At 61.2% G+C, this 13,441-nt stretch carries 10 protein-coding genes and 1 pseudogene; all 11 read right to left on the reverse strand.

Translation table 11 applies throughout. The features are described 5' to 3' along the window. Positions 1-126 precede the first annotated feature (126 nt). Positions 127-906, reverse strand: a complete 780-nt coding sequence (locus ABDX87_RS05590; RefSeq protein WP_346831979.1) for an SDR family oxidoreductase — start codon at positions 904-906, stop codon at positions 127-129. Then, positions 903-2,114: an O-succinylhomoserine sulfhydrylase gene (locus tag ABDX87_RS05595; RefSeq protein ID WP_346831980.1), complete on the reverse strand. Its 1,212-nt coding sequence runs from the start codon at positions 2,112-2,114 to the stop codon at positions 903-905. The genes ABDX87_RS05590 and ABDX87_RS05595 overlap by 4 nt, the downstream gene beginning before the upstream one ends. Positions 2,115-2,135: 21 nt before the next feature. Next, positions 2,136-3,644, reverse strand: a complete 1,509-nt coding sequence (gene purF, locus ABDX87_RS05600; protein WP_346831981.1) for an amidophosphoribosyltransferase — start codon at positions 3,642-3,644, stop codon at positions 2,136-2,138. A gap of 12 nt (positions 3,645-3,656) precedes the next feature. Continuing rightward, positions 3,657-4,244 carry a CvpA family protein gene (locus tag ABDX87_RS05605; protein WP_346831982.1) on the reverse strand — a complete coding sequence of 196 codons (588 nt, stop codon included), beginning with the start codon at positions 4,242-4,244 and terminating at the stop codon, positions 3,657-3,659. Positions 4,245-4,454: 210 nt separating this feature from the next. Then, positions 4,455-5,138 (reverse strand): SPOR domain-containing protein, encoded by a 684-nt coding sequence (locus tag ABDX87_RS05610; RefSeq protein ID WP_346831983.1) that lies wholly within the window; start codon positions 5,136-5,138, stop codon positions 4,455-4,457. Then, positions 5,122-6,428: pseudogene (gene folC, locus ABDX87_RS05615) on the reverse strand (bifunctional tetrahydrofolate synthase/dihydrofolate synthase). Before folC ends, ABDX87_RS05610 begins: the two are co-directional and overlap by 17 nt. Continuing rightward, the gene (gene accD / locus ABDX87_RS05620) at positions 6,425-7,345 is read right to left on the reverse strand and encodes an acetyl-CoA carboxylase, carboxyltransferase subunit beta (protein WP_346831984.1); all 921 of its coding nucleotides are present in this window, start codon (positions 7,343-7,345) and stop codon (positions 6,425-6,427) included. Before accD ends, folC begins: the two are co-directional and overlap by 4 nt. A gap of 290 nt (positions 7,346-7,635) precedes the next feature. Beyond that, entirely contained in the window at positions 7,636-8,256 is a 621-nt protein-coding gene (locus tag ABDX87_RS05625; protein ID WP_346831985.1) for a phosphoribosylanthranilate isomerase, read from the reverse strand. Between the two features lie 59 nt (positions 8,257-8,315). Then, entirely contained in the window at positions 8,316-9,140 is an 825-nt protein-coding gene (gene truA / locus ABDX87_RS05630) for a tRNA pseudouridine(38-40) synthase TruA (protein WP_346833708.1), read from the reverse strand. Between the two features lie 296 nt (positions 9,141-9,436). Then, on the reverse strand, positions 9,437-12,223 hold the full coding sequence (locus tag ABDX87_RS05635) for a FimV/HubP family polar landmark protein (protein WP_346831986.1): 2,787 nt from the start codon (positions 12,221-12,223) through the stop codon (positions 9,437-9,439). Between the two features lie 116 nt (positions 12,224-12,339). Beyond that, positions 12,340-13,350 (reverse strand): aspartate-semialdehyde dehydrogenase, encoded by a 1,011-nt coding sequence (locus ABDX87_RS05640; RefSeq protein WP_346831987.1) that lies wholly within the window; start codon positions 13,348-13,350, stop codon positions 12,340-12,342. Positions 13,351-13,441 lie beyond the last annotated feature (91 nt).

The following is a 13,441-nucleotide window of genomic DNA, read 5'->3' on the forward strand; positions in this document are numbered from 1 at the left end:
TCAATAGCCTGCTTGAAGTTTTTTTTAAAAAACAGTTTTCAGCTGCAAGCTTCTCGCGGCAAGTTAAAAGAAAAAAGCGAACCATGAGGTCCGCTTTTCACTTGAAGCTTGAAGCTTGGCGCTGCTTCATTCCACGTAGATCATTTTCTTGCTCATGCCGCCGTCGACCACGAACTCCTGCCCGGTAACGAATCCTGAGTTCTTCGACAGCAGCCAGGCGACCGTCGCCGCAACGTCCTCGACCGTCCCCACCCTGCCCGCCGGATGTTGAGCATGATCGGCGTCGGACAACGGTTCGGCACGGCGTTGAGAAGGATCACGGGCATCGATCCAGCCAGGACTAACCGCATTGACCCGAACCTGCGGCCCCAGACTCATGGCCAACGCGTGCGTCAGCGCCAGAAGGCCACCTTTGCTCGCCGCGTAGGCTTCGGTGTCGGGCTCAGACTGTCGGGCGCGCGTCGAACTCAGATTGACGATGCTGCCACCGTGGGCGCGCAGATACGGCGCACAATGTTTCGCCAACAGCATGGGGCCGCTGAGATTGACGGCCAGCACGCGATTCCAGTGCGCCAGATCAAGGCTTTCGAGCACCCTGTTGCGGGGATCGGCCACCGCAGCGTTGCACACCAGCGCGTCCAGACGGCCAAACATGCCGAGCACCTCGGCAACACCTTTGGCCACCTGCTCCTCGCTGGAAACGTCCATGGCGATGAACGAAGCATTGTCACCAAGCACACCGGCGACGGCCTCACCACGCTGACGGTCCACGTCAGCCAGCACGACCTGCCAGCCTTCAGTGATCAGCCAGGCAGCGATGCCCAGGCCAATCCCGCGCGCAGCACCCGTCACCAGTGCGACGCGGCCGTTGTGAACCCCGGCCGCCTCAACCACTAACTCATTCACAGGGCAGCCAGACCACGCGCCAGGTCGGCCTTGAGGTCGGCAACGTCTTCCAGGCCCACGGCAACCCGGATCAGGCTGTCGCGAATGCCGGCAGCTTCACGCTCCTGCGGCGACAGACGGCCGTGGGAGGTGGTGCTTGGATGGGTGATAGTGGTTTTGGTGTCGCCCAGGTTTGCCGTGATCGAAATAAGGCGCGTCGCATCGATGAAGCGCCAGGCGCCGTCTTTGCCACCCTTGACTTCAAAACTGACGACGGCACCGAATGCCTTCTGCTGACGCTTGGCGAGGTCGTGCTGCGGGTGGCTTTCGAGACCGGCGTAATGCACTTTTTCGATGCCGTCCTGTTGCTCCAGCCACTGCGCCAGCTCGAGCGCGCTCTGGCAGTGCGCACGCATACGGATGTTCAGGGTTTCGAGGCCCTTGAGGAACAACCAGGCGTTGAACGGACTCAGGCTCGGTCCGGCAGTGCGCAGGAAGCCAACGACTTCTTTCATCTGCTCGCTGCGACCGACGACCACACCGCCCATGGCGCGACCTTGACCGTCGATGAACTTGGTCGCGGAGTGCACGACCACGTCCGCGCCCATGCGCAACGGTTGCTGCAGCGCCGGGGTGCAGAAGCAGTTGTCGACGACCAGCATCGCGCCCTTGCCGTGAGCGATCTCGGCCAGTGCCGCGATGTCGACCAGTTCGGCCAGCGGGTTGGACGGCGACTCGACGAACAGCAACTTGGTGTTCGCCTTGATCGCCGCGTCCCAACCGGACAGTTCGGCCAGCGGCACGTAATCGACCTGCACGCCAAAACGCTTGAAGTATTTCTCGAACAGGCTGATGGTCGAACCGAAGACGCTCTTGGACACCAGCACGTGATCGCCCGCACTGCACAGGCTCATCACGGTCGCCAGGATCGCCGACATCCCCGTGGAGGTCGCAACCGCCTGCTCGCCGCCTTCCAGCGCGGCGATGCGCTCTTCGAAGGAGTGCACCGTCGGGTTGGTGTAGCGCGAATAGACGTTGCCCGGCATGTCACCGGCAAACGTGGCGGCCGCATCGGCTGCCGTGCGGAACACGTAGCTCGAGGTGAAGAACAATGGATCGCTGTGTTCGCTCTCCGGCGTACGGTGCTGACCAGCGCGAACGGCGAGGGTGTCGAACCCCACGCCCTCCAGATCGCTGTCCAGTCGACCGGCATCCCATTGCTGAGTCATGCCGCCTACTCCTTGTCTGAATTAATTGTTGTACAGATCGATGATCGCGCTCACCGCCTGAGTCTTGACCTTGGAAGCGTCGTTACGCGCCTGCTCGATCTTGTTCAGGTAATGCTCGTCGATATCACCGGTCACGTACTTGCCGTCGAAGACCGAGCAATCGAAGTTGTCGATCTTGATCTTCTTGCTGCCACTCACCGCTTCGATCAGGTCACTGAGGTCCTGATAGATCAACCAGTCGGCACCGATGAGGTCGGCCACGTCCTGAGTCGAACGGTTGTGAGCGATCAGCTCGTGAGCACTCGGCATGTCGATGCCGTAGACGTTGGGGAAGCGTACAGCGGGGGCCGCGGAGCAGAAATACACGTTCTTGGCGCCGGCTTCGCGGGCCATCTGGATGATCTGCTTGCAGGTGGTGCCGCGCACGATGGAGTCGTCCACCAGCATCACGTTCTTGCCACGGAACTCAAGTTCGATGGCGTTGAGCTTCTGGCGCACGGACTTCTTGCGTGCGGCCTGGCCCGGCATGATGAACGTCCGGCCGATGTAACGGTTCTTGACGAAGCCTTCGCGGAACTTCACGCCCAGATGGTTGGCCAGTTCGAGGGCGGCCGTGCGGCTGGTGTCCGGAATCGGGATGACCACGTCGATGTCGTGATCAGGACGCTCGCGCAGGATCTTGTCGGCCAGCTTCTCGCCCATGCGCAGGCGCGCTTTGTAGACCGAGATGCCGTCGATGATCGAGTCCGGGCGCGCCAGATACACGTGTTCGAAGATGCAAGGCGCGTATTGCGGGTTCTTCGCGCACTGGCGGGTGTGCAGCTTGCCGTCTTCAGTGATGTAAACAGCTTCGCCCGGCGCCAGGTCACGGATCAACGTGAAGCCCAGCACGTCGAGCGCGACGCTTTCGGACGCGATCATGTACTCGACGCCTTCGTCGGTATGACGCTGACCGAACACGATCGGGCGGATGGCATCCGGGTCACGGAAACCGACGATGCCATAACCGGTGATCATCGCCACCACAGCATAGCCACCACGGCAGCGGTTATGCACATCAGTCACGGCCGCGAAGATGTCTTCTTCGGTCGGCTGCAGCTTGCCGCGCACGGCCAGCTCGTGGGCGAAGACGTTGAGCAACACTTCCGAATCGGAGTTGGTGTTGACGTGGCGCAGGTCAGATTCAAAGATCTCCTTGGCCAGTTGCTCGACGTTGGTCAGGTTGCCGTTGTGCGCCAGCGTGATGCCGTACGGCGAGTTGACGTAGAACGGCTGGGCTTCGGCCGAAGTCGAGCTGCCCGCGGTTGGATAACGTACGTGACCAATGCCCATGTGGCCAACCAGACGCTGCATATGGCGTTGGTGGAACACATCACGAACCAGACCGTTGTCCTTGCGCAGGAACAACCGGCCGTCATGGCTGGTCACGATACCGGCAGCGTCCTGGCCGCGGTGCTGGAGGACGGTAAGCGCGTCATACAGCGCCTGATTGACGTTCGACTTGCCGACGATACCGACGATGCCACACATGCGACACAACCCCTACTTAGTGGAACTGGATTTACCGAGCACTTCCTGCGGCGTTGTAGGCGGCAGGAGGTGATCCTTGAACGGGATATCAACAGGTACGCTGACTCCGCTGGCTAGCCACTTGCTGGACATCCCGAGAATCAGGTTTTTCGACCAGTCAGCGACCGTGACAAATTGTGGGAGCAGCTTCGACTGCTGCCACCATTGATCCTGTTGTACCGGGCCCAGGCTCAACAGCCCGGCCGCGATGACGACCAGCAGGCCTCCGCGCGCCGCGCCGAAGACCATACCCAGAAAACGATCGGTCCCGGAAAGGCCGGTGACGCGAATCAGTTCCCCGATCAGAAAGTTGACCATGGCGCCGACCAGCAAGGTGGCGACGAAAAGAATAGTGCAGCCGGCAATCACGCGGGCCGAGGGTGTTTCGATGTAGTTGACCAGGTACTGCGAAAGCGACCCGCCAAACATCCAGGCAACCGCACCGGCGATGATCCAGGTCAGCAAGGACAGCGCTTCCTTGACGAAGCCGCGCTTGAGGCTGATCAATGCGGAGATGGCGACGATCGCAAGGATCGCCCAGTCAACCGGAGTAAATGCCACGTTGAAGCCTGCATACGGATAAGGCGGCGCATTTTAGCAGAGCGCTCGCCCGCCGGTAAGCAGGGATTACGGATGGTCGCCAATTAACGCGAACTATTGGACTTTGGCGGGCGCTACAGCCAGTAAACACTCTCCCCTCGCCGAGCAAACCGTGACTCCCGTTGCAGGAAGGTGTTTGCTCGCGAAGAGAACGGCGCGATCAGGAGAAGACTACTTACGCTCAGGCACGAAGCGTACGACGATACCTTTGAGCTTCTGTTGCTTGTCGAGTTGGTCCCGGAGGCGATCCGCCTCGGCGCGCTCGATCAGCGGACCGACAAACACCCGGTTCACGCCGTCAGACGTGCGGATATAGGCGTTGTAGCCCTGAGTGCGAAGGGTTTTCTGCAGATTGTCGGCATTGGCCCGGTTGGACAGGCTGGCCACTTGAACGGCCCAAGTGATCGACAGACCGTTGGCATCGACCCGACTCGGGTCTGCGGCAGGCGTTGCAGGCGCAGGTGCTGGCGCAGCAGGCGCCGGGGCCGTTGCCGGTTTTGCCGGAACAGGCGCAGGTGTCGCCTTCGCGGCCGGCGCTGAGGCGACAGGCTTGGACGGCGCCGGTGCGATGGGCATGGATGGCGGTTGCTGGTTGACCGTCGGCTGGCTCGGATGCGCCAGCTCCTCATCGGTCGGTACGGGTTCTTGTGGCAGCGGTTGCTGCTCCGGAACCGACACCGGCTCGACCTTGAGCTGAGAAACAGCAGGCGCCTGCGGGGCCGCTGGCGCGTCCACCTGCACATGACGCGCTTCATCCTGACGCGAAAACAGCATCGGCAGGAAAATCACCGCGATGGCAATCAGTACCAGCGCGCCCACCATGCGTTGTTTATACGCCTTATCCAGCAAAGCCATGTGTCACTTCCTCCGTGACGCGCCAGCAAGCCATTCCAGGGCCTCGGCTACGCAATAAAAAGACCCGAACAGGACAATTTCGTCGTCCGCGGTCGCGTGTGCACACTGCGCCTCAAGCGCCTGGGCGACACTGGGGTAGGACGTCACGGTCGCGCCAAGGTTCTGTAATGCCTGAGCAATTTCCTGTTCCGAGCGACTGCGCGCGGTCGGCAGCGGCGCCACCGCCCATCGGCTGAAGCAATGCGTCAGCTCGGTCAGCACGCCGTCCAGATCCTTATCGTTGAGCAGGCCGAACACCGCCAGACGCTTGCCGGCGACAGGTCGCTGATCCAGACGCTGGGCCAGGAAGACCGCCGCATGCGGGTTGTGCCCAACATCCAGCAACAGGTGCAACGGCTTACCCTGCCACTCGAACGTACGCCGATCCAGTCGACCGGTGACACGAGTATCCAGCAAGGCAGCACGAATGGAGTCCTCATTCCACGGCAACCCCATCAACAGATAGGCCTGCAACGCCAGCGCGGCATTCTGCATCGGCAAGTCGAGCAGCGGCAGGTCGCGCAACTCCACGCGCTGCCCCTTGGCATCGGTACCGAACCAGTTCCAGCCCGCCGACTCGACGGACAGATCGAAATCACTGCCGCGCAAGGACAGCGGGCAATTCAACGCCTGCGCGCGATCCAGCAACGGCTGCGGAGGATCAAGGTCGCCACACAGCGCCGGGCGACCTTCGCGGAAAATACCGGCCTTTTCGAACGCCACCGACTCGCGGGTATTGCCCAGCCACTCGGCGTGGTCGACACCGATGCTGGTCACCAGCGCCATGTCGGCGTCTATCAGGTTGACCGCATCCAGGCGCCCGCCCAGACCGACTTCCAGCACAACAGCATCCAGCGCCGCCTGCTCGAACAGCCAGAACGCCGCCAGCGTGCCCATTTCAAAGTAGGTCAGGGAAATATCGCCGCGCGCCTTCTCGATCACCTCGAAAGCCTCGCACAACTGCTCATCGGTGGCTTCCACGCCTTGTACCTGCACCCGCTCGTTGTAACGAACCAGGTGCGGCGAGCTGTAGACGCCGACCTTCAAGCCCTGAGCTTGCAGCAACGAGGCGACAAAGGCACAGGTTGAGCCTTTCCCGTTGGTGCCGGTGACGGTAATGACGCGAGGCGCGGGGCGGCTCAGACCGATGTTCAGCGCTACCTGTTGCGAACGGTCCAGCCCCATGTCAATGGCAGACGGGTGCAGTTGCTCCAGGTAGCTGAGCCAGTCGCTCAGAGAGCGTGCGGTCATATGTTCGCCGGAGCAGGTGGAACAACGATCGGTTCGAGTTTAGGGGCAACGAATTTGGGGGTTGGCAGGCCCATCATCTGAGCGAGCAGATTGCCCAGACGCTGACGCAGCTCCTGACGGTGAACGATCATGTCGATCGCGCCGTGATCCAGCAGGAACTCACTGCGCTGGAAGCCTTCCGGCAGTTTTTCGCGCACGGTCTGTTCGATCACGCGAGGACCGGCAAAACCGATCAGGGCTTTCGGCTCGGCGACGATCACGTCACCCAGCATCGCCAGACTCGCCGACACACCACCGTACACCGGGTCGGTCAGTACGGAGATGAACGGAATGCCTTCTTCACGCAGGCGCGCCAGAACCGCCGAGGTCTTGGCCATCTGCATCAGAGAAATCAGGGCTTCCTGCATGCGCGCGCCACCGGACGCGGCAAAGCAGATCATTGGGCAACGTTTTTCCAGCGCGTAGTTGGCGGCCTGAACGAAACGCTCGCCCACGATCGCACCCATCGAACCGCCCATGAACGAAAATTCAAAGGCACTGCACACCACGGGCATACCCAACAGGGTACCGCTCATGGAAATCAGTGCGTCTTTTTCACCGGTCTGCTTCTGTGCGGCGACCAGTCGGTCCTTGTACTTCTTGCTGTCACGGAATTTCAGACGATCGACAGGCTCAAGATCCGCACCGATCTCCTGACGACCTTCGGTGTCGAGGAAGATGTTCAAACGTGCGCGGGCGTCGATACGCATGTGGTGGTTGCACTTTGGGCAAACGTCCAGGGTCTTTTCCAGCTCTGGCCGGTACAGCACCGCCTCACAGGATGGGCATTTGTGCCAAAGGCCTTCAGGTACCGAGCTTTTCTTGACCTCGGAACGCATGATCGAAGGGATCAGTTTGTCTACCAACCAGTTGCTCATGCTTTCTTTCTCCAGTACCGGTGGCCGAAACGCAATGGCGATCAATGCCACGCGCATGCCTAATCAAATTTCGTCTGCAGTCTGGCGAACCGTCGCACAACGATCGGCGCCTGGGCCTGACCTGCTGTGACGACATCTTCGTCTATGACTGCGCTCAACTTCTTACCGCGAAACGCCTGGGCGTCTTCGCCTGTTCAATTTTGGTTGCCCACAAACCGTGGTCGCAGGCTAGTGGACGGCGACCGCTGGTCTGCCGTCACATCAACGGGCCACGCCAGCGGAAAAAACGCTCATGCGCCGTGCACCGCGCTCATGAAGGCGCGGATCTTGTCGTGGTCCTTGATGCCCTTGGTCTTTTCCACGCCACCGCTGACGTCCACCGCGTAAGGACGGACCTGCGCGATGGCTTGAGAGACATTAGCTGACGTAAGGCCACCGGCCAGAATGATCGGCTTGCTCAGATGTTTTGGAATCAATGCCCAATCGAAAGTTTCGCCCGTACCGCCGGGGACGCCTGCGACATAGGTGTCCAGCAGGATACCGCTCGCCTTGTCATACAGGTCGCAGCTGGCGGCGATGTCATCACCGGCCTGCACACGCAACGCCTTGATGTAAGGGCGATGGTAGCCTTCGCACTGCTCCGGGGTTTCGTCGCCGTGAAACTGGATAAGGTCCAATGGCACCTCGTTGAGCAAGGCTTTCAAAGCGTCCCGCTCGGCATTGACGAACAGCCCGACGGTGCTCACGAACGGTGGCAATTGGGCAATGATCGCCTGCGCCTGTTCGGCGGTCACGGCACGCGGGCTCTTGGGGTAGAACACGAAGCCGATGGCGTCGGCTCCCGCTTCGACAGCGGCCAACGCATCTTCTATGCGGGTAATCCCGCAGATCTTGCTGCGAACGGCAGACATGTAGTGAAGACCTCAAGCCTTGCGAAAGTCCCGGATGGTAGCAAATGCTGTTCCGGGCGTCAGCCTTCCAGTTCTGTGAACCCGGTGAGAAAGTGCGGACCGACATAACGCTCCGGCAACGGAAACTCGTCCCGGTATTCGACCTGCACCAGATAAAGACCGAAAGGATGCGCGGTCACGCCGCCGGTACGCCGCACGCGACTCTCAAGCACTTCACTGGCCCACTCGATCGGCCGCTCCCCTGCCCCGATGGTCATCAGCACACCGGCGATGTTGCGCACCATGTGGTGAAGGAAGGCATTGGCGCGAATGTCGATGACAATCATCTTGCCGTGGCGGGTGACGCGCAGGTGGTGAATCTGCTTGATCGGTGATTTGGCCTGGCATTGCCCGGCACGAAACGCACTGAAGTCGTGAGTCCCCACCAGATACTCGGCCGCCAGCGCCATGCGCTCTACGTCCAGGGGGCGGTGGTTCCAGGTGATTTCCTGGCCCAGGTGCGCAGGGCGGATCTGGTCGTTATAGATGACATAGCGATAGCGACGGGCAATCGCCTTGAAGCGCGCATGAAAATGCGCCGGCATTTCTTTCGCCCAGGTCACGCTGATGTCGTGAGGCAGGTTGATGTTGGCGCCCATGGTCCACGCCTTCATCGTGCGCACGGCCTTGGTATCGAAATGCACGACTTGCCCACAGGCATGAACGCCCGCATCGGTACGACCGGCGCACATCAGCGAAACCGGAGAATCAGCCACTCTGGACAAGGCGTTTTCCAACGTCTCCTGAACCGTCAACACGCCGGTGGACTGTCGCTGCCAGCCGCTGTAACGCGAACCTTTGTATTCCACGCCCAGTGCGATTCTGGAAAAACCCTCGGCGGCCATTTCGGCTGCCGCTGTTTCTGCCTCTGTGTCTGTAGTTGCCAAGAGCTTGAAGCCTGTCGAGATGCGCAAGGGCGGCCATTATACGGATGCAGGGAAAAGACGCCATTGGCAGTGCGCCCCCACTGTGGCAGCGCATCCATTCGCGAAGAATGCGTCAGGCGACGTTGCGGTACCGGGTGCGGGAACCTCTCGCGAATGAATTCGCTCCCACAGACCCTACATACTCGGCATGTGAGCGCAGCACAAAAACAAAACGACCGCCGAAGCGGTCGTTTTTCATACAGAGCACATCCCGATCAAGCGAGTCGCGACAACATCTCGCGGGCTTCGGTTTTCTGTCCGTCGTCCCCTTCCGCCACCACCTCATCGAGAATGTCGCGAGCGCCGTCGGCGTCGCCCATTTCGATGTAGGCACGGGCCAGGTCCAGCTTGGTCGCTGCTTCGTCAGTGCCCGAGAGGAAATCGAACTCAGGCTCGTCATCGGCCAGCAACGCGTCGTCTTCGGTGAAGGTCGGCGTGTTGTCGAATGGCTTGGCGATGGCAGGCTGCTCAAGGCTCTGCGACAGGCGCTCAAGCTCGGCGTTCACGTCATCGATCTCGGAGGCAAAGGCTTGCGAAGCCTGCTCGGTCTCCATCTCGTCGGCCAGCGACAGATCGAAATCGGCCGGCAACTCAAGGTCGTCTTCCGAAGCAGGTTTGCTGGCACCCAGGTCGGCCGTTTCGTCGAAGGCTGGCAGATCGCGCAACTCATCTTCCATGCCCAGCAGATAATCGTCCTCAGCCTTCAGCCCCGGCTGATCTTCTGCCAGGTTCAGGTCGAAGTCCGCCAGATCGGTCGGTTCGGTATTCTTGGCCTCGGTCTGTTCACGCAGGATCGAATCGAAATCCAGATCGTCCGGGGTCGAACCGCCGAACGGTGCGTCCAGATCCAGATCGTCGAGGCCGTCATCCGCAACGTGCGCGGAGTAGTCCTTGACCTCAGCAGGCGACGTAGCCTCCAGGTCGTCCAGGCTTAAATCGAACGCAGTGTCGAAGTCATCGGGCGCTTGCGCGGCAGGCTCGGGCGCAGGGTCAGCTTCAACCACCGGCGCAGGCTCGTCCTTGTCGCTGAGCAGATCCTCAACGTACTTTGCATCCATTTCTGCCGCCAAAGCCGCCGCGGCCGCAACGCCCGCCGCCGCTGCAGCCGCGGCTGCCATGGCGGGATAACGGGTTTTGAGCTGTTCGACTTCAGCGTGGTTCTTTCCCGTGGCAACCAGTTGCCGCTCCTGTGCGACGAAACCTGCCTGGTTGTCCTGCTGGGCGTAGATTTCCATGAGCTTGAGGCGCAGATCGCTACGCAGAGGCTCTTCCTTGATGGCTTCTTCCAGCAACGCAGCAGCCTGATTGGTGCGGCCATAAGCGATGTGGATTTCGGCCTGCACGAGCACATCAGCGGGACGTTCGCGGGTCGGCTCGACGATCACGGCCGCCAGCGGTGCCATCTTTACATTGGGCGGAGGTACCTCCAGGCCCTCGAAACTGCTTTCAGGCATGTCCATGTCTGACGCAAAGTCGGACTCTTCCGACAGCGCGCGGGCCATTTGTCGGTGTTTCTCAGCCTCGATCAAAGCATTGCGACGACGAGCCAACAGCAACAGAAGCAACAGCAACACCAGCAAAGCACCGCCGCCGATCAACCCCATGAGCATCGGGCTGGCCAGAATCTTGTCGAGGGCGCTCTGGTTGTCAGCGCTGTCCGCTGCCTCAGGCGGCGCAACGGCCAGCGGCTGATCCGGTGTAGCGCCTTCCACCTTGGCGCCCTCGACCGGCAGCGCGTCTTCCGGCGCGATTTCATTCGGTGGTTTGCCTGCAGCATCGGGCGCGGCAGACGGCTGAACGATTTGGGCAGGCATCGCCGGGTTAGCGGCGTTGTTCGGATTGGTCACGCTGTTCGGGCTGACGGTGCTGTTCGCGTCGGCGGCAGGCGGCGGAACCGCTGCGCCCGCGGCCTGCATCTTGGCCAGCTGGTCGTTCTTCAGCTGGATCAGACGGTTCAGCTTGTCCACCTGACTTTGCAAATCGCTCATGCGGCTCTTGAGCTCGGCATTGTCGCGACGGGTGCTGTCCAGGCTTTCCTGGGTCACCGCGAGTTTGTTGCTCAGTTCGGCGGCATCACCGGCCGGCCCCTTCGCGCCTGGCTTGGCGTTGGCCGCGACCAGGCTCAGGTTGTCCTTGGCGTCGATCTGGGCAGGCGTTGCGTCGGTACGATCACGACGGGTCGCATCCACCTGACGCGCGCCGGTTGGCATGCGACGGCCCTCACGCCATGCGCGATTCTGTTCGGCAACCTCAGCGACGGCGCGCGGTTGCGGTGTCGCGCTGACTTCCTGCGGCGAAGGCAGGCGCAATACCTGACCTTTTTTCAGACGGTTGATGTTGCCCGCGATGAACGCATCCGGATTGAGCGCCTGAATCGCCAGCATGGTTTGCTGAACGGTACCGCCGTTACGCACACGCTCGGCGATCTCCCACAACGTGTCGTTGTTGGCCGTGGTGTATTCGGTGTATTTCGGGGAAGCCGGCGCAGCAGGTGGCTGGGCAGGTGCCGGGGATGGCGTCTGTGTGGCCGGAGCCTGCGCGGGCGCAGTGCTCGGTGCAGTGGACGGCAATTGCGCGGCGGCAGCGGCCGCCTGTGGCGAAAACTTCGGCGGGTCGAGCAACAGGCTGTATCCGCGCAGCACACGGCCGTTGGGCCAGAGCACCTGCACGAGGAATTTCACGTAGGGATCGCGGATAGGCTTGGTCGACGTGATCCGCAGCACGCTCTTGCCACCGGGATTGACCACCGGCGTAAACGTCAGGTCATCGAGGATCGCCATCCGGCCGACGCCCGCTTGCGCGAACTCGGCAGAGGTGGCCAGACTCGGCACGACCTGCGCCGCATTGAGGTCCTGGACCTGCGTGAGTTCGATTTCGGCCAGCAGCGGCTGATTCAGGGTCGACTTGACGGTCAAACCGCCGAGGCCGAGCGCCTGGGCCATCCCGGATGTCAGCGCCGAAGCTGCAGCGATTGCTAAAACCAGTTTACGAACCTGAACCATAGCCCATCCCTTGTTTAAAATTTCCCCGGCGACCGAGAAGATAAAGCCTGCTAGGGCGTAGGGCGTTTCGACACGCCGCAGCTAGAATGATTCTTTGAATTGTTGGCAAGTATCTTTTACACAACGTCTTTTATCAACAATTCAGCCACCTGCACAGCGTTCAGCGCCGCGCCTTTGCGCACATTGTCCGACGTCACCCAGAAATTGAGTTCACAGGCATCGTCGATTCCGCTGCGCAAGCGTCCTACATAAACAGCATCCTGGCCGACCGCATCGCCGACCGGGGTCGGATAATCGTCCGCGTCGACCAGATCGATCCCCTGTGCGGCATCGAGCGCCGCAGCGACCGCTGCAACATCCACGGGCGCCGACGTCTGCACCGACACGCTCAGGCTATCGCCGAAAAACACAGGTACTTGAATGCAGGTCACACCGACCTTGATTAAAGGCAGCGACAGCAACTCTCGCAACTCGGCGACCAAACGTTTTTCAAGAGGAACATGACCCTGCGCGTCTGGCGTTCCGACTTGAGCCAACACGTTGAACGCCATCTGCCGGTCAAACACCTTGGGTTCCAGTGGTCGAACATTCAGCAACTCAGCGGTTTGCCGCGCGAGTTCGGTGACACCTTCACGGCCCAGGCTCGATACAGCCATGCACGCGGTCACGCTGACCCGCTGGACGTCGAGGAGCGCGCGCAACGGCCCCAGCACCACGGACAATGCCGCCGCTGCCGGGCTCGGGCAGGCGACCTGATACGGTTTCGCGAGACTGGCAAGCAACGGAGCGTTGACCTCGGGGACCACGTTAGGCGCCTGCTCCACCGGCAGACCGCCGGACAAATCGATCACGGCACAACCCGCTGCGGTCGCGCGAGCGGCGTAACTGCGGGTCACGGCCGGGCCCGCAGCGAAAAAGGCGATCTTCACTTTGTTGAAATCAAACGCGTCGACCTCACGCACGCGCACGTTCTTGCCACGATACGCGACCGAGCTGCCCGCCGATTCCGCACTGGCCAGCAGGTGCAGATCGCCCACCGGGAAATCGCGCTCTTCAAGGATCTGGACGATGGTTTCGCCGACAGTACCGGTGGCGCCGATCACGGCGATAGCAATGGACTGACTCATGCAAGAACCTCAGAAAAATCGGGGGGCGGCACTTTAACCGCGAGAGAGGTGCCAGGCAATTGACCTGGCAGAACAGACAGCAAGACGGTTC

The sequence above is a fragment of the Pseudomonas abietaniphila genome (genome assembly GCF_039697315.1).
In the GTDB taxonomy this organism is placed as follows: Bacteria; Pseudomonadota; Gammaproteobacteria; order Pseudomonadales; family Pseudomonadaceae; genus Aquipseudomonas; species Aquipseudomonas abietaniphila_B.

Excerpts from the sequence above, each read along its gene's own strand:
- ABDX87_RS05595 (WP_346831980.1), bottom strand. The coding sequence starts at position 2,114 with ATGACTCAGCAATGGGATGCCGGTCGACTGGACAGCGATCTGGAGGGC.
- purF (WP_346831981.1), bottom strand. The coding sequence starts at position 3,644 with ATGTGTGGCATCGTCGGTATCGTCGGCAAGTCGAACGTCAATCAGGCG.
- ABDX87_RS05610 (WP_346831983.1), bottom strand. The coding sequence starts at position 5,138 with ATGGCTTTGCTGGATAAGGCGTATAAACAACGCATGGTGGGCGCGCTG.
- accD (WP_346831984.1), bottom strand. The coding sequence starts at position 7,345 with ATGAGCAACTGGTTGGTAGACAAACTGATCCCTTCGATCATGCGTTCC.
- ABDX87_RS05625 (WP_346831985.1), bottom strand. The coding sequence starts at position 8,256 with ATGTCTGCCGTTCGCAGCAAGATCTGCGGGATTACCCGCATAGAAGAT.
- truA (WP_346833708.1), bottom strand. The coding sequence starts at position 9,140 with ATGGCCGCCGAGGGTTTTTCCAGAATCGCACTGGGCGTGGAATACAAA.
- ABDX87_RS05635 (WP_346831986.1), bottom strand. The coding sequence starts at position 12,223 with ATGGTTCAGGTTCGTAAACTGGTTTTAGCAATCGCTGCAGCTTCGGCG.
- ABDX87_RS05640 (WP_346831987.1), bottom strand. The coding sequence starts at position 13,350 with ATGAGTCAGTCCATTGCTATCGCCGTGATCGGCGCCACCGGTACTGTC.